This window comes from Rhodococcus sp. NPDC003383, from assembly GCF_053589115.1.
In genome coordinates this window covers 168,927-186,324 of the sequence record NZ_JBSFRG010000003.1, presented here as the reverse complement: position 1 = coordinate 186,324, position 17,398 = coordinate 168,927, and the positions used below count along the sequence as shown (strand labels likewise).

6 protein-coding genes are annotated in these 17,398 nt (G+C 67.0%); 3 read left to right on the top strand and 3 right to left on the bottom strand.

The features are described 5' to 3' along the window. Window position 1 precedes the first annotated feature (1 nt). Complete coding sequence (locus ACWDTS_RS04500) at window positions 2-1,810, bottom strand: DUF4012 domain-containing protein (RefSeq protein WP_450117664.1); 1,809 nt, start codon at window positions 1,808-1,810, stop codon at window positions 2-4. Between the two features lie 178 nt (window positions 1,811-1,988). On the opposite strand from ACWDTS_RS04500, the gene ACWDTS_RS04495 reads away from it, so the two are divergent. After that, window positions 1,989-10,604, top strand: coding sequence for an amino acid adenylation domain-containing protein (locus ACWDTS_RS04495; RefSeq protein ID WP_450117663.1), 8,616 nt, complete (start codon window positions 1,989-1,991; stop codon window positions 10,602-10,604). A gap of 123 nt (window positions 10,605-10,727) precedes the next feature. Here the strand turns inward: ACWDTS_RS04495 and ACWDTS_RS04490 are convergent, their stop codons facing one another. Continuing rightward, window positions 10,728-13,988 carry a (Fe-S)-binding protein gene (locus ACWDTS_RS04490; RefSeq protein ID WP_450117662.1) on the bottom strand — a complete coding sequence of 1,087 codons (3,261 nt, stop codon included), beginning with the start codon at window positions 13,986-13,988 and terminating at the stop codon, window positions 10,728-10,730. Window positions 13,989-14,399: 411 nt separating this feature from the next. Between ACWDTS_RS04490 and ACWDTS_RS04485 the strand changes: the two genes are divergently transcribed. Together ACWDTS_RS04485 and ACWDTS_RS04480 are read left to right on the top strand one after the other, a co-directional pair. Continuing rightward, on the top strand, window positions 14,400-15,068 hold the full coding sequence (locus ACWDTS_RS04485) for an ammonium transporter (RefSeq protein ID WP_450117661.1): 669 nt from the start codon (window positions 14,400-14,402) through the stop codon (window positions 15,066-15,068). A 345-nt stretch (window positions 15,069-15,413) separates the two neighbouring features. Continuing rightward, window positions 15,414-15,911 carry a hypothetical protein gene (locus ACWDTS_RS04480; RefSeq protein WP_450117660.1) on the top strand — a complete coding sequence of 166 codons (498 nt, stop codon included), beginning with the start codon at window positions 15,414-15,416 and terminating at the stop codon, window positions 15,909-15,911. 76 nt (window positions 15,912-15,987) lie between these two features. On the opposite strand, the gene ACWDTS_RS04475 is transcribed toward ACWDTS_RS04480, so the two are convergent. Next, the gene (locus tag ACWDTS_RS04475) at window positions 15,988-17,280 is read right to left on the bottom strand and encodes a S1 family peptidase (protein WP_450117659.1); all 1,293 of its coding nucleotides are present in this window, start codon (window positions 17,278-17,280) and stop codon (window positions 15,988-15,990) included. Between the last annotated feature and the right edge of the window lie 118 nt (window positions 17,281-17,398).

Sequence of the window (17,398 nt, the reverse complement as noted above, 5' to 3'; positions counted from 1 at the left end):
GTCACGCATTGCACACCGGGACGTCGACGGTCACGGTCGGGGTGTCGACCAGTGGTTGTATCGGCGTCTGCGCGACGCCGGGTGCGCTCGGCTCGGTCATTTCGAACACGACCTCCACGGTCTCGCCCCGAGGGACGGCTGTGCGGATATGGAAAACCGGATGCCCCACTTCGGTTCCGCGGAGCGGGAACGCCGAGTTGCCGTCGACGGTGACCTTGTCGAGCCGGGCACCTTGCGTGGCGACCAGGCTGACCATCGGGAGGTTGGATCCCATGGGAACCTTCTCGGTTCGGGTCTCCATGATCCCGGCGACGTAGCGCGGATAGCCGACCACTTCTTCGGGCGCGTCGTTGTGCAGGCGGACCGTGACGGTCGACTTGCGGGTGTCACCCGTGCAGGTCTCCGCCCGGTACTCGATCTCGCGGCGCAGGTAGTAGTCCATCTTGTTGCCGGCGTGGTTGTTGATCACGACTTCGGCGTAGGGCGCCGGGGTGTCCGCAACCGTGTGGCCGATGGCGCTGTCGGCGAGAACCTCCTGCTCCTCGGGACGGTCGCTCCACACCGCGATGCGGTTCTCGCTCACCGCCCGCGACAGCGCGTCCATCAGCGCTTTGGGCGACTCGATGGAACCGGTCATCTTCGCGACGACCGCGGCGGCGATGTCCTGGAGGTACTGCTTGCGGGCGTTGTTGTCGTCGGCGAAGCGCAGGTAGTTGGAAGAGAGCGTGACGTCGACGATGTTGCCGGCATCGATCACGTCCCCGTTGGGCAGCGTGACGGGCCCGATCGCTTCGAGGACGTAGCTCAAGGCGATCGGATCGGTGGCGATGGCACCGTCGACGCGCTGACCGGACTGCTGTTCCCACAGGGATTGCCAGATCCGGCCGGTGTACGGGAAGTGGGAGCTGAAGTTGCTGTTGCGGATGTCGGTGGTGACGGAGTCGGAGAACGCGTACGTAGCCGCGAAATCGGGACCGAGATCCAGGGGTTCGAAGCTCTCCCAGTAGGGGACGTCGTTGTTCGATGCGAGGGTGTCGATCCCGACCACGCCGTTCTCGGCCTTGACGACGCCGAAGCCGCCGACCAGGCCGCCGGTACCGCGTGCTTCGGCGGGCGTCTGGAAGGCCATGAAGTAGTTGCGGGGTCCGTCGGCTCCGAGCATCGCAGGCAGAACCTGGGCGACGTCGGCACCTTCGTCGAGCGCATCGGCGAGTCGGGCGGTCAGATCCCGCACCTGGACCCGGGCGTTGTCGACCGGAGACAAGCCGGCCTCGGGGATGCGTGCCGCCTGCTCGGCGAGCGGGCGCGTCGCGATCGCTGCGTCGGCGAGGATCGGCTCCGCGTCGCGCAGCAGGGCGACGTCGATCCGACCGCCGGGGGCGACCAGCGTGTCGAGGGAGAATGCGCTGCCGGCCTCGACAGTCGGTCTTGCGACATTTGCGGTGAGCCCCTGGGTCACCTTCGCGATCTGGTGCACCGTCTCGAACGGCGCGCCGGCGCGAGGGATGAGGCGGAGGACTCGCCAGGGAACCGATTCGGAGGAGTCGACTGCGCTCGCTGCCGACGACTCTGCGGCGTCAACAGCGTCGCCGGCGGCACTCATGTCCCCGCCGAGTGCGGCGTCGATGGCAGACTCGGCGCTGGCCTTCGCGTCCTGCAGGCCGTCGTACACCCTCCAGGTGGAGAAGCCGAACCACAGGATCACTGCAGCCCCGACAACACCGCCGGCCACGAGCAGTGGGCGTCGCAGGTTCCTTCCCTCCCGGAGGGCGCCTGCGCCGGTCGGCTCAGTGCTGGGCCGATCATCCATGAAATGCAACTCCTAGGCTTCCGTCTCCGCCGATCGGTAACCGGATGTCGAACACATGCGACCGCTCTCTGGGTGCAGTCATGTATACGAAAGGTAACGATTCTTTCCCCGCTAGGATAAGTCTTTGTACGTACGCAGTGGCGTACGGGGATCACCGAGTGTCGAAAAGGGGTCGGGCGTGCCGAAGTCGGGCGACGGCGAATCAACATCATTGTCGCCGTTTCCGCTGGCACCCTCACAGCGGGGACTCTTCGTCGCTCAGCAGATTTCTCCCGATGTTCCGTACACAATTGCCCAGTACGTGGACGTTCGCGGCCCTCTGAAATTCGATGTGCTCGTCGCTGCGGCGGACCGGGCGTCCCGTGAGTTGCTGTCGCCCGGGCTGCTGATCCTCGACCGGGACGGCGAGCCCTACCAGGTCGTGGATCCGACCATCGAGGACGCGCTTCGGTATCGGGACTTCCGGGAAGACAACGATCCGGTAAAGGCGGCTCGGAACTACATGGTCGAGCGGTATAGCCGACCGATCGATCTGTACCGGGATCGGCTGATCGCCACCGAGCTGCTCCACATCGCCGAAGACCGCTACTTCTGGCTGAGCGTGGCCCATCACCTCGTGCTCGACGGCCACGGCGCGATGACGCTGATGAATCGAGTGGCCGAGCTGTACACGCATGCGATACAGGGCACCGAGGCGCCCCCGTCGAAGGCCGTCGACCTGCGGAAACTGTACGCAATGGAGGACGCGTACCGGACCGCTGCCCGATTCGAGGACGATCGGGCCTATTGGGCGGAGCGGGTCGCGGACCTGCCCCGCCCGGCGCGCCTGACCGACCGATCCGGACCCCCGCGCATGCCGTCCCGCCTCGTACGGCACGAGATGAGCCCGGATCTGTTGGGGTACGTGGACGCGGCAGCGGCGGACTGGGGCACCACTGCCGTGCCCATCGTGCTCGCCGCGTTCGCGGCGTTTCTCGCCCGCATGACCGGACAGAGCGACATCGTGCTGGGCCTGCCTGTCGCGGTTCGCACCACGGCCGCCGCGAAGCGGTCCGGTGGAACTCTCGCCAACGTGGTGCCGCTACGAATGCGCGTCGAACCCACTGCCACCCCGCAGGACCTCGTCCGGACGATCCAGGCCGAGATCACCGGGGCGTTGCGGCACCAGCGGTACCGATACGAAGACATGTACCGCGAAATGTCCGGACTCACCGCCGGCAGCGCCGGTTTCGGACCCCTCGTCAATATCATGCTCTTCCACCGGGAAATTGTGCTCGGCGAAGTGACCGGCGAATACAACGTCCTCAGCACCGGACCGGTCGAAGATTTGTCCGTTTCGATCTACCCCGGAATTCATCCGAACAGACTACGAATCGACTTCGAAGCAAATCCCACGCGTTACGAACCGGACGAACTGGAACGCCACCACGAACGTTTCCTGCGATATTTGGAGACATTCGTCACTGCCGGGCCGACCGTCGCGATCGGCGACTACCAAATTCTCACCGCAGCCGAGCACGCCGTCGTCTCCCGGATCGCCACACCGGCAGCGGGCGTCGAACAAACCCTGATCGACGTGCTGGACGACTACGACACCGACGACCGCACGAACCGACTGCGCACCGCCGACGGGTACGACCTGGAGGAACGTTCCCGGCAGATCGCCGCGAACCTCGTCGAGCGCGGGTTCGGTGCGGAAGATCGGGTCGCGGTGGTCCTGCCGCCCTCGAACGAGCGGATCGCGGCGACGTGGGGTGTGATCCGCAGCGGCGCCACCCTCGTCCCGATCGACCCGGAACTTCCCGAACCGGTTCGTGCCCTCTTCTTCGCGGACGCCGGCGTGGTCGCCGCGATCGCCTCCGATCCGCTCCTCGTCCCGGCCGGAGTGCTCCGGATCGACGTGGACGAAACCCGCGATGCCGACACGCCGCCGGACCCGGAGCGTCGGCATGCGATCCGCCTCGACCATGCGGCCTGTGTCGGCTACGTATCCACCCCGTTCGGACCGCCGGCGAGCCTGACAATGACTCAGCTCGGCGCCGCCAATCTGACCCGGACCCTCGCGATCGCGAACAGCCCCGACGACGACGGCGCTCGGCAGCGCATCGGACCCGGTCCGGCTCTGATCGACCAGATAGGCGGTCGCCTCGATCCGTCCGATGCGGTGGAATGGTCCGGTCTGTCGGACAGTCCCGTCTCGGCGATCCTGCTGGACACGCGGCTCAGGCCGGTACCGCTCGATTCGATGGGCGAGATCTATTTGGTGACGTCGGCGTGGACCCGGGGCTTCGAAGGACGGGCCGGCTGGACGGCAGCGACATTCGTTGCGAACCCCGCGGGTCCTCCCGGCAGCCGGATGTACCGCCAGGGCAGGTTCGGCTACTGGGATCACGAACATCGGCTCCGCCCGGTCGAGCCCGAGGACGCGGCATCAGCGGCCTCGGCCGAACGCCGACGCGCGCTCGACGGTGTCGAAACCCCTGCGCCGCTGCAGGTCGAGCGCACATCCGCGTCCGGCTCGACCCGGACATTCGGCACGACCACAGCCCACGTACCGGCGGAGATTCATCGTGCGCTCCTCGTACTCGCTCGGCAGGAGCGCGCCTCGACGTTCGTTCTCGTGCACGCAGCGCTCGCGGTGCTGTTGTCGCGACTCGGGCAGGATGACGACGTCGTCATCGGAGCACCGATCGAATCCGGAACCGGCAGCAACGTGATCCCACTTCGGACCGTGGTCGAATCGGCGCATCGGTTCGGTGAGTTGGTGCGGGCGGCAAAGGATTTCGACTCCCAGGCATTTCGAGCTCCGGACGTTCCCTACGACGAGCTCGCGGATCTCCTGGGTGGACGGCATCTCCAGGTCGGGCTGATATCGGGCATCGGTGACGAGTCCCCGTCGGCGGACCTCGACCTGATCGTCGCGTTCCGTGAAATGTCGTCGGGTGCCGAGGCTGCGGGGATCGACATCGAAATCCGCTTCGTTCGAGAGCTTTTCGGTGAATCCCTCGCAGCGTCGATCGCGCGGCAGCTCGGGGGCATTCTCGAATCCGTCGCTGTGAATCCGACGATCGAGGTCCGGGACATCCCGCTGGAATCCGGTGCGCCCCTCGAAGGGGACGCTCCGGACGCCCCCAGAACGTTGGCTCGGATCCTCGCCGAGACGGCGGCGCGTCATCCCGAACGGCCGGCGGTGGCCGATACCCACGCCACCTTGACCTACCGGGAGCTGGACGAGCGATCGAACCGGCTGGCGCAGGATCTCGTTGCGGCCGGTGTCACCCGCGGGGATGTGGTCGCGCTGATGATGCCACGCTCGGTCGGCCTCGTGACGGCCATCTGGGCTGTCGCGAAGACCGGCGCCGCCTACCTGCCGCTGGATCCGAACCAGCCGCACCACCGCGTCGACGACGAAATTCGCGGAGCGGGTGTCGGTGTCGCGATCTGCGAGAACTCGCCTCCCGCGGGCGTGGGCTCGTGGGTCCACTGGGTCACGGCGGACTCGCTCGGCGGTTCCGCGGAGCCGGTGAATGCGCAGATTTCGGTCGACGACGCGGCCTATGTCATCTACACGTCGGGTTCCACCGGGAAACCCAAGGGCGTCGTCGTCACCCACCGGGGCCTCGGGCCCCTCGCGACCTGGGCTGTGAATGCCTATCGAGTGACTCCGAATTCCCGTGTGCTGCAAAGTTACAACCCGGCATTCGATGCGGCGCAGCTGGAGATGCTGCTTGCTTTCGCTTCCGGCGCCTGCCTCGTCGTCGCGCCGCACGACACGTTCGCAGGCGAGGACCTGCAGCGGTTCCTCATCGACCAGCGGGTGACGCATTTCCTGTCCACCCCCACGGTTCTCGCGTCCCTCGATCCCGCGCGATCCGACGGCTTGCGTGTCGTCGCGGTGGGCGGTGAGGCCCTGCCGTCCGATCTCGCAGCGCAGTGGGCGTCCCATCCCGAGGTGCCCGACCGTTCGATGATCAACGCGTACGGACCGACGGAGTCGACCATCGTGGCTACGGCGGAGGAAGTCGGCGAGCAGGTCACGATCGGCAGCCCGATCCCCGGCACGACCGCTCTCGTTCTCGACAACCGCCTGCGGTCCGTTCCGCTCGGCGGGATCGGTGAGCTGTACCTCGCGGGCGAGGGTCTTGCCCGCGGCTACCTGGGGGCGCAGCGTCTCACCGCGGAACGGTTCGTCGCGAACCCGGTGGCGCCCGGACGCATGTATCGGACGGGCGACCTGGTGTACCGCCGACCGGACGGACGCCTGGACTTCATCGCGCGAATCGACCATCAGGTGAAGCTGCGGGGACTGCGCATCGAGCTCGGTGAAATCGAGGCGGTACTGCACAGCCTCGACGACGTGGCCGCGGCTGCGGTTGCGGTGCGTTCCGGTCAGCTCGTCGGCTATGTCGTCCCGAACGGCGACGTGTCGTCCTCGACGTTGCGGGCCGAGATGAGCGATGTGCTGCCGGGCTATATGGTGCCGACGCAGTTCGTCGTGATGGACGCGCTGCCGCTCAATGCGTCCGGCAAGCTGGATCGGAAGGCGTTGCCGGAGCCGGTGTTCGAGGCGCAGGCGTTCCGTGCGCCGGTGACGTCGGTGCAGCAGGCGGTGGCGTCGGTTTTCTCCGAGGTGCTGGGCGTGGAGCGGGTCGGTCTGGACGACGACTTCTTTGCTCTGGGTGGTAATTCGTTGTCGGCGACGCAGGTGGTCGCGCGGCTGGGCGCGGCGTTGGATGCATCGGTTCCGGTGCGGGTGTTGTTCGAGGCGTCGTCGGTGGAGGGATTGGCGGCACGGGCATCGGAGCATGTCGGCTCCGGCGGTCGGGTGGCGTTGGTGGCGCGGGAGCGTCCGGAGCATGTTCCGTTGTCGTATGCGCAGCAGCGGATGTGGTTCCTGAACCGTTTGGATCCGGGGTCGGCGGTGAACAACATTCCGTTGGCGCTGCGGTTGACGGGTGCGTTGGATGTGGCGGCGTTGGCCGCGGCGGTCGGGGATGTGTTGGCGCGGCACGAGTCGTTGCGGACGGTGTATCCGGAGCTCGACGGTGTCGGGTGGCAGCAGGTTCTCCGGGTGGAGGACGTGCCGGTGGATCTGGTGCCGGTCGATGTCGCGTCGGCGGATGTGGTGCCGGCGGTGTCGGAGGTGATCTCGGCGGGGTTCGATGTGGCGGTCGAGGTGCCGGTGCGGGCGCGGTTGTTCCGGATCTCGGATGCGGTGGACGAGTTCGTGTTGGCGTTCGTGGTGCACCACATCGCCGGTGACGGTGTGTCGATGGGGCCCTTGGCACGGGATGTGATGGTGGCGTATGAGTCTCGGTGCCGGGGTGAGGCGCCGGGGTGGGTGCCGCTCGAGGTCCAGTATGCGGATTTCGCGTTGTGGCAGCGGGAGGTTCTGGGGTCGGAGGATGATCCGGAGTCGGTGATCTCCCGTCAGCTCGGGTACTGGACGCGGCAGCTCGCCGGGCTTCCGGAGCAGCTCGATCTCCCGGCCGATCGGGTCCGCCCGCAGGTGGCGTCCCATCGCGGGGCGAACCTGACGGTGGAGGTTCCTGCGGACCTGCACGAGGCGTTGGCCGTTCTGTCCGGCAAGCACGATGCCACGGTGTTCATGGTGATGCATGCAGCGCTCGCGGTGTTGCTGGCGCGGTTGTCCGGCACCGGCGACATCGCGGTGGGGACACCGGTTGCCGGTCGTGGTGAGCGCGCGCTCGACGACATCGTCGGGATGTTCGTCAACACACTGGTGCTGCGGACGCAGGTCGATCCGGGGCAGTCCTTCGCGGAGTTGCTCGGGCAGACACGTTCGGTGGACGTCGCGGCGTTCGGTCATGCCGATGTGCCGTTCGAGCGGCTGGTCGAGGTGCTCAATCCGGTTCGGTCGCAGGCGCGGCATCCGCTGTTCCAGGTGGCGTTGTTCTTCCAGAACTTCGCCCCGACCGCGTTCGAGTTGCCCGGCCTGACCATCGGCGCGGTCGAGCCGAACTTCTCGGTGGCGAAGTTCGATCTGCAGCTCACGGTCGCGGAACGTCCTGGTAGCGATTCCGAGTTCGGTGGAATGACAGTGGATTTCGCCTATGCCACCGATCTGTTCGACGACAGCACGATCGCCGGGTTCGCGCAACGGTATCTGCGGGTGCTGCGGGCATTCGTCGCGGATACCACGATGTCGATCGGTGATGTGGTCTTGCTCGACGACGCCGAACGGGATCGGCTCGTCGTCGAGGTCAACGACACCGATCATCGGGTCGAGGACGAGTTGCTGTTGCAGCGCTATCGGCAGCAGGTGGCGCTCACGCCGGATGCGGTCGCGGTGAGTTTCGAGGGTGACCGGCTCACCTATGCCGAGTTCGATTCTCGGGTGTCGGCCTTGGCGCGGCATTTGATCTCGATCGGTGTGGGTCCGGAATCTCGTGTGGCGCTGGCGATCCGGCGGAGTCTGGATCTGGTGGTCGCGATCTATGCGGTGCTCGAAGCGGGCGGCGCCTACGTTCCGGTGGATCCGGACCATCCACTCGAGCGCACCGGATACGTGCTGGATTCGGCTCGGCCCGTTGCGGTTCTGTCGACTTCGCGAGACGGCTTCGCCGGCGGGGGAGCGGCCCCCGTGGTGTTCGTCGACGAGGTGGATCTGTCGTCCTACTCCGATCGGCCGGTGACCGATGCCGATCGGGTGTCGCCGCTGCGGCCGGAGAACACGGCGTACGTGATCTACACGTCCGGGTCCACCGGTCGGCCCAAGGGTGTCGCGGTTCCGCATCGTGCGATCGCGAATCAGATGGCGTGGATGCGGGATCGCTACGCACCCACCGTATCGGATGTCTATCTGCAGAAGACCGCGACGACCTTCGACGTGTCGTTGTGGGGCTTCTTCATGCCGTTGCAGGTCGGTGCGCATCTGGTGGTCGCCACGCCGGACGGTCACCGGGACCCCGGGTATGTGGCCCGGACGGTGGCGCGGGAGCGAGTGACGCTCACCGATTTCGTGCCGTCGATGTTGACGGTGTTCGCCGAGCAGGCTGCATCCGAGGATCTGATCACGCTGCGTGATGTGTTCGTCATCGGTGAGGCATTGCCACCGGAGACGGTGCGTGCGTGGACGCGCCTGTCGTCGGCGCCGCTGCACAATCTGTACGGGCCGACCGAGGCGGCGGTGAGCATCACCTATCGCCGGGTCGTCGCGGGTGATGCGATGGGGCGGACGGTCCCGATCGGTCTTCCGCAGTGGAATTCGCGAGTGGTCGTCCTCGATGCCCGGCTTCGTCCGGTGCCGGTGGGTGTCGCGGGGGAGTTGTATCTGGCCGGTGTCCAGTTGGCGCGGGGCTATCACGGCCGGGTGGACCTGACGGCGGAGCGGTTCGTGGCCGATCCGTTCGGTTCGGGTGGCCGGATGTACCGCACGGGTGACCTCGTGCGGTGGAGCGCGTCCGGTGAGCTGGAATACCTGGGGCGCACCGATTTCCAGGTGAAGTTCCGTGGTCAGCGGATCGAGCTGGGCGAGATCGAGTCGGCTCTGCTCGGCGTCGCCGGTGTCACGCAGGCGGTGGCGGTGGTACGCGGCGGTGATCTGGGTGAGCATCTCGTCGGGTACGTCGTTCCTGCTGCGGGTATGGATCTCGATGCGGTGGGCGTGCGTGACGCCGTTCGCGGGGTCTTGCCGTCGTACATGGTGCCCTCGCAGGTGGTGCTGCTCGAGGCGCTGCCGCTCAATGCGTCGGGGAAGCTGGATCGGAAGGCGTTGCCGGAGCCGGTGTTCGAGGCGCGCGAGTTCCGGGCTCCGGTCAGCCCGGTCGAGCAAGTGGTGGCGGCGGTGTTCGCCGAGGTCCTCGGTGCCGAGCGGGTGGGTCTGGACGACGACTTCTTCACGCTCGGTGGCACGTCTCTCGTCGCCACCAAGGTCGTGTCGAGGCTTCGCGCCGAGTTCGATGCGCCGGTACCGCTGCAGTGGCTTTTCCAGGAGTCGACGGTCGAAGGGCTCGCTCGCCTGGTGGACCAGGGTGCTGTAGCCGGGACCGGGAATGCCCTCGATCCGGTGATAACGCTGCGCAGCCAGGGCCCGGGGACCCCGTTGTTCTGTGTGCACCCCATCGTCGGATTGTCTTGGTGCTACTCGGGTCTGGCTCAGCATCTGGACACGGAGATCCACGGTCTCCAGTCACCGGGCATCGCCGAACCGGACTTCGCGCCCGCTTCGCTCGACGATCTGGCCGAGCGTTACGTCGACGAACTCCGGAGGGTGCAACCGCACGGCCCGTATCGTCTGCTCGGCTGGTCGCTCGGTGGCGTGATCGCCCATGCAATGGCGGTTCGACTCCAGGCCGCGGGCGAGTCGGTCGAACTGCTCGCGATGCTCGACAGTTTCGCCGGTGGTGGTTCGTCCGAACGTGCCGAGGTGTCCCTGAGTGATGTGCTCGCCGGCTTCGGTTTTGCCGACGGCGCACCGCAGGACATCCCGGGTCTGGTCACGACGGTCGCCGAACTGACGGGGAGTCCTGTCGAACGCGCCGAACAGTTGGTGCGCCGACTGCTTGCCTCGGCCGAACACAACCTGAGGCTGCAGAAACATCACCGCCCCGGAGTGTTCGACGGCGACATTCTGTATTTCACCGCGGGGGCCGACGGTCGGCAGGGAGTTACAGGCTGGACCGACACCACCACGGGCGAAGTCCACGATCACGTATTGCCCGTGACCCATTGGGAGATGACCTCGCCCGAGGCGCTCGCGACGGTGGGACCGGTCGTACGCCGAGCGCTGGATGCGCTGTCCGAGAGGGTCTGCACAAGTTCCGGCCTGTGATCGGCGGTGCGATCGGCGCACTCTGCCGACGCTCGAAAGGTTCTCCGGCTGCCGGACGCTGAGGATCCCTGAATGTCGAATGGCCCCCTCCTGAATCGGAGGGGGCCATTCGATGTCGAGAGATTACCTGCGGCCAGGCGGCTTGATGCCACCCTTGATCTGCAGGCCGCCCGGCTTCGCCTTCGGCGGCGGCGGGACGTCCGCGGCCGGCTTGGCGGGAGCCGGGGTCTCCTCGGCGGCGGGAGCCTCGGCGACCTCGGGCTCGGCGGCCTGGGGCGCTTCCGCCGCAGGTGCCGGAGCAGCCGCAGCGGCAGGTGCCGCTGCCTTCTTGGCGCCCGGAGCCTTGAAGCCACTCTTCATCTGAAGTCCGCCCGGCTTCGCCTTCGGCGGTTCTGTCACCGTGGGTGCCGCGGCGGCCGGGGCCTCAGCAGCGGGAGCCTCGGCGGCGGGAGCTTCGGCAGCCGGTGCCGGAGCAGCCGAAGCAGCCGGAGCGGCAGGTGCCGCTGCCTTCTTGGCGCCCGGAGCCTTGAACCCGCTCTTCATCTGAAGTCCGCCCGGCTTCGCCTTCGGCGGTTCCGTCGCGGCGGGTGCGGCTGCGGCCGGAGCCTCGGCTGCGGGGGCTTCGGCAGCCGGTGCCGGTGCGGCCGGTGCAGCCGGGGCTGCGGCCTTCTTGGCGCCGGGAGCCTTCAGGCCGCCCTTCATGGCCAGTCCGCCGGGCTTGGCCTTCGGTGCGGCCGGGGTCGCCGGAGCCTCGGCGGCCGGTACTTCCGCCGCCGGTGCGGCAGCGGCCGGAGCCGCGGCCTTCTTGGCGCCGGGAGCCTTCAGGCCACCCTTCATCGCCAGCCCACCCGGCTTGGCAGCAGGCGCTGCCGGAGCCGCAGGTGCCTCGGCTGCCGGAGCAGCAGGGGCCTCGGCCTTCGCGCCGGGAGCCTTGAGGCCGCCCTTCATCTGCAGACCACCGGGCTTGCCACCCGGAGCCTTCAGACCGCCCTTCATCTGCAGGCCGCCACCCTTCGGGGCTGCCGTGGCTGCCGGAGCAGCCGCAACGGCGGCTGCCTCGACCTCGGCGACACGTTCGGCCTCGAGTTCCTCGGCCTCGACCTCGGCGGTGACCGGGGTCTCCCGCTTCTCGGCCTGCACGACCTCGAGGTTCGCGCTGAGCTGGCTGGGCTCGAGCCGCGAGATCGACGACAGCATCAGCTGCGCGACGTCGACAACCTCGACACCTTCACCCTGGCCCTGTTCCTGGCGAGCGGTGACACCGTCGGTGAGCATCACTCGGCAGAACGGGCAGCCCGTCGCGATCTTCGACGGCGCGGTCGTCAGTGCCTCGTCGACGCGGTCGATGTTGATGCGCTTACCGATGCGCTCTTCCATCCACATGCGGGCACCACCGGCACCACAGCACATGGAGCGTTCGCCGTGACGCGGCATCTCGCGCAGCGTGGCACCGGAGGCTTCCATCAGCTCACGCGGCGCGTTGTACACCTTGTTGTGGCGACCGAGGAAGCACGGGTCGTGGTAGGTGACGTCCTCGCCCAGACGCGCAACCGGCACCAGCTTCTTCTGCCGCACCAGGCGGTTGAGCAGCTGGGTGTGGTGAACGACCTCGTAGTGGCCGCCGACCTCCGGGTACTCGTTGTTCAGCGCGTTGAAGCAGTGCGCACAGGTCACGACGATCTTGCGCTTGGACTTCTCGGTGCCCTCGAACACCGAGTCGATGACCGCGATGTTCTGCTGCGCCAGCTGCTGGAACAAGAACTCGTTGCCGGCGCGGCGAGCCGAGTCACCGGTGCAGGTCTCCTCGGCGCCGAGCACCATGAACTTGGTGCCGGCGGTGGCGAGGAGTTCGGCGACGGCCTTGGTGGTCTTCTTCGCGCGGTCCTCGTAGGCACCGGCGCAACCGACCCAGAACAGGTACTCGTAGCCGTCGAAGCTGTCCGCGTCCTGACCGAAGACCGGGATGTCGAAGTCCATCTCGGAGATCCAGTTCAGGCGGTCCTTGGAGTTCTGGCCCCACGGGTTGCCCTTGTTCTCGAGGTTCTTGAACAGACCCGCGAGCTCGGACGGGAAGTCCGATTCGATCAGCACCTGGTAGCGGCGCATGTCGATGATGTGGTCGACGTGTTCGATATCGACCGGGCACTGCTCGACGCACGCACCGCAGTTCGTGCACGACCACAGCGTTTCGGTGTCGATGACCGGCGCGAGCTCGCCCGCTTCGACGAGTTCGGCGGTTTCACCGACGAGCTTGCGGTCGGCTTCGGCGCGGGCGGCCGCTGGGATTGCGGCGATCTTCTCCTCCAGCACGTTGCCTTCGCCGTCGACCAGGCCGACCTCGTCGCCGCCGAGGTCCTTGCGGCCACCGGCCAGCAGGTAGGGGGCCTTGGCGTAGCCGTGGTCGCGCAGCGACATCACCAGCAGCTTCGGAGACAGCGGCTTACCGGTGTTCCAGGCGGGGCACTGGGACTGGCAGCGACCGCACTCGGTGCAGGTCGAGAAGTCCAGCCAGCCCTTCCAGGAGAAGTCCTCGATGCGGCCGGCGCCGAAGGTGTCCTTGTCCGGGTCGGCGTCTTCCATGTCCACGGGCTTGCCGCCGGACATCATCGGCTTGAGGGCGCCGAGCGCGACGCCGCCGTCGTCCTCACGCTTGAAGTAGATGTTGAAGAACGCGGCGAACCGGTGCCAGGCCACACCCCAGTTGATGTTGCGGCCCACGACGTACAGCCAGATCATGCCGGACATCAGCTTGACGAACGCGAAGATCGACACCATCACGGCGCTCGCCGGAAGCAGCTTCGCGAGGTTCATCGTGAAGAAGTCGGTCCACGGATTCGCGTGGCCGTAGGTGGCGATCTTGCCGGCCTTCACGAAGATCATGCCGAGGCCCTCGATGAGGACGACGGTCTCGACGAAGTAGGCGGCCTTGAAGTCGGAGCCGCCGAAACGCGACAACCGGCCAGGCTGACGCGGGTGGTTCAGCTGACGGATGATGATCAGCGTGACGATGCCGATCACCGTGCCGAGACCGAGGATCTCGTCGATGAAGTGGTAGACGGCGGTGCCACCGATGAGCGGCCAGTGGAACTCGGGGTTGAAGGTCTGTCCGTATGCCTCGAACCAGACGATGGCGCCGAGCAGGAAGCCCACCATCACCAGCCAGTGGGCCCAGCCGACCGTGCGGAACTTGTTCATTCGCGTGTGCGCGAGGAACTCGACGATCATCTGCTTGAAGCGCGGGAAGAACGGACGCCACCGATCCGGGGCCGGTTGGCCGATCCGGACGGTGTTGACCATCTTCAGTGCGCCGCCGATGAACGAGTACCAACACACGAGGCTCAGCAGCACGCCGATCGTGCCCAACGTGATCGTCAGGGCATTCATACGTGGCCTTTCGTGTCGGGGGCGGCTCCGGGCCGCCTGGTATCAGCCCCAGCATCGTAGCGCGTCACAAGTTACCCGCCGGTAACTTCGCTGATTCTAGTTACTCGCCGGTAACTTGTGACGGAACTGCCGAGGTTCTCTGCCACAAGGTAGAGGTCGCACCGTTCACCCCAACTGCTCAGGATGACCTAAGTCCCTCTCCGGTCTCGAATCGGCGACCGTCACATGGCTTTTCGCGCACATTTGTGGCACTACCCGGTAACGAAGTCGGGTGTGATTTCGGATATGATCAGCAACAGCCTGCACGCTGGGGTTTCGCGCTATGGGGAGTGGAACTTTGCGGTGCAAAGCTGATCCATCCAGGGGGGCGTCCGTCGGGGGCGTGCGCCACATGTCACAGAACGGGAACAAATGAAGCTCAGGAAGCTTGCAGCGGTGGCCACCATTACCATCGCGGCGATGGGGATCACGGCGGGTACCTCGTACGCGGCGCCCGCCGAAGCTGCGCAGGACGAAATCAACTACGAGTCGAAGATCGACGGCACCTCGGTCGTGACCGTCATCGACGCGGGTGCGTTCAAGGTCTCCGGCGACGGGGAGAGCGTCGAGCTTCAGGATGCCGACGGCAACGCCGTCGTCAGCCTGCCGCTCGCGATCCAGCTCGGCGACCTCCAGCTCCCGCTGGAGCGGGAGATCAGCGAGGACGGCAAGACCCTCACGCTGACCCCGGTCACCGATCCGTCCAAGGCCACCCCGGTTGCGCCCGAGGACAAGGTCGCTCCCGGCCTGACGCCGGTCAGCCTCAAGCTGCAGGACGTCGCGTCGCCCGACGAGAACATGAAGGCCCAGAACAACTTCTCCTCCCAGCTGGGTATCGCGACTGCCGTCGGCGGCTTGCTCGGCACCATCGTCGGCGCTGTCGTCGGTACGTTCGTGATGCCCGCTGTGGGTACTGTCGCGGGCGCGGGTATCGGTGGCGTCATCGGCACGATCGTGGTCGGCGGTCCGACTCTGGCCATTGCAGGTATCGGTCTGATCCAGACCCTGCTGGCACCGCCGGGAACCACGCCTTACGCGTGAGACCAGCAATAACGGGTTCGGCCCGGCACCTCTCGGTGCCGGGCCGAACCCGTTTCGCATGGATTCCGTCAGCCGAGTGAGCCGGCGTACGAGACGATCTTGGCCGCGTAGATGACGATATCGATGATTACGCCCAGCACTGGTGGTACCTCAGTTTCGTTGGTGACAGGAAGTACGGATCGTAACGATTTCCGGCGGCGCGAAGGTGTCCGACGTCTCGCTCGGCGTGTATCGCCCGCCCGGTCGGGATCGGCGGACCCCGGTATCCTGATCCCCGGTTCGCAAGGGGGAATCGCCCACACAGGGCTGTCGGATTCGAACCGAAGGAAGCAAAGGAACAAGAACTTGAAGTTTGGGAAGACGACTGTCGCGACCGCGGCACTTGCCGCCGTACTCACCATGACGGCCTGCGGCTCGGACGAGAGCAACGACAAGGGGGCGGCCACCTCGACGACCACCACCACCACCGCTGCCACCACCGAGGCTGCCGCGTATCCGCCGGTCCCGACGGCCGCCGAGCTCAACGCGTCCCTGGCGATGGCCTTCGACGAGACGGTGCCCCTCGAGCAGAAGATTCCGCTCGTTCAGGGCGCCGAGCAGGACCCGGAGCTCATCAACCAGGTGGCGGCCGCAGCGAAGGCGAACGACGCGGTCATCACCGTCGTCGATGTGGTCGACGGCGGCGACGGCACCGCAACCGCCGGTATCGACATGATCATCGGCGGCAACCCGAACCCGGGCACCGTCGTCTTCGTCGCCGAGGACGGCGTGTGGAAGCTGTCGAAGGACAATGCCTGCGGTTTCGTCTCCCTCGCGCAGCTGACCTCGCCGGTTTGCTCCTGAGCGCTCCCGCTCGGTACCCGAGAACCGAAAAGGCCGCCTCCCGTCCGGGAGGCGGCCTTTTCGATGTGTGGACCTGTTACCAGGTGCGGACCTTCAGGCCCGGGTTCTCGGCGAGAATCGCGGAGATCGGGGTCGCGTACAGCTCGGGGCTCTCGCCCAGGATGCCGCTGACGACGCCGGCGATCTCGCACATCTGGTACTGCCCGACGTTCGACGCGCTGGAGATGCCCAGGGCGAGGGTGCCGGTCACCAGGGTGCCGCCGCTGTCGCCCTGCAGGGCGCACAGGTTGGTGGAGAAGCCGCCGTCGAGCACCCGGTGGCCGATCTCGACGGTCTGGTTGGCGGCCGTCACGACACCGCAGCTGTATCCGGTGCGGACACCGGACTTGCACACCGGTGCGCCGACGACGGGCTCGGCGGTGCCGGTGACGGCGAGCGGTGCCGCGAGCGGAACGCGCACGCCGTTGTTCTCGAACCGGCCGCGAGCCTCGGCGGTCGGGCGGATCAGTGCGTAGTCGCGGTGGTCGAGGCTGGTCTTCTCGAACGTGCCGATCTTCTGGCCGAGTCCGTCACCGATGGCCTGGAAGACCTCGGACGCGTACTGCCCGCCCGCCTGGGCGCGGTTCGGGTCGCAGTGACCTGCGGTGATGTTCACCGGGCTGCCGGAGCCGTCGACACCGTTGAATCCGAGCGAGCAGCGCAGGCCGGTGCCGGCGCCGAACGCGGCGTAGGCGTCGCCGCCGAACAGCGCATCGGCCGAGGCCAGCCCGGCGATCGGCTCGAGCTTCAGCAGTTCCGGTTCCAGGGTGGCCGGGGCGAGCAGCACACGCGCGCCCTGAAGGGCGTCGGGGAGCTGCAGGCCGGCGACATCGGAGGCGCGCACCACGACGTCGTTGTGCACGAGGTCGATGGCGATGCCGCGCACCAGATCGGCGACCGCGGGCGGCTGGGTGTCGAGCCAGTCGTTCAGTTGCTTCGACAGGCTTTCCAGCTCGTTTTCGCTGCGCTCGACCGGCTGAACGGTGAATCCCTCGTCCTCGGCGGCGTCGCGCGCGGCGTCGTGCTCGTCGCCGTCGGCCAGACCGACCGTCGGGGTGCCCTGCTCGTCGAGCCAGACACCGGCGAACACGTCCGCGAACTTCTCACGGGCGGTCGCCGCGAACTGCGCGAGCTCCTGACTGCGGTCGGCATCGGCGATGAACCGCTCGGGGCTGATGCCGAGGTCGCGCGCAAGCGCGTCGACCAGCTCGATGGGCAGGTCGGCGGGCTTGTCGGCCGGTTCGGCCTGCGCCGAGGCGATGGTGGGGCCGAGCAGCAACAGTGCTGCCGAACCGATCACCGCTGCCCGACGTGCGAAGGAGCGTCGCATGAATGCCTTCCTCATAGGTCCTGCTCGTGTGCAGGTTCGGCGACTACAGGGATCTTGCTGTCTACACGGTCTGGTCTGGCTCTATGCAAAGCCGCCGTCCCGAACGCGGGGCGGCGGT

Excerpts from the sequence above, each read along its gene's own strand:
- ACWDTS_RS04500 (WP_450117664.1), bottom strand. The coding sequence starts at position 1,810 with ATGGATGATCGGCCCAGCACTGAGCCGACCGGCGCAGGCGCCCTCCGG.
- ACWDTS_RS04490 (WP_450117662.1), bottom strand. The coding sequence starts at position 13,988 with ATGAATGCCCTGACGATCACGTTGGGCACGATCGGCGTGCTGCTGAGC.
- ACWDTS_RS04485 (WP_450117661.1), top strand. The coding sequence starts at position 14,400 with ATGAAGCTCAGGAAGCTTGCAGCGGTGGCCACCATTACCATCGCGGCG.
- ACWDTS_RS04475 (WP_450117659.1), bottom strand. The coding sequence starts at position 17,280 with ATGCGACGCTCCTTCGCACGTCGGGCAGCGGTGATCGGTTCGGCAGCA.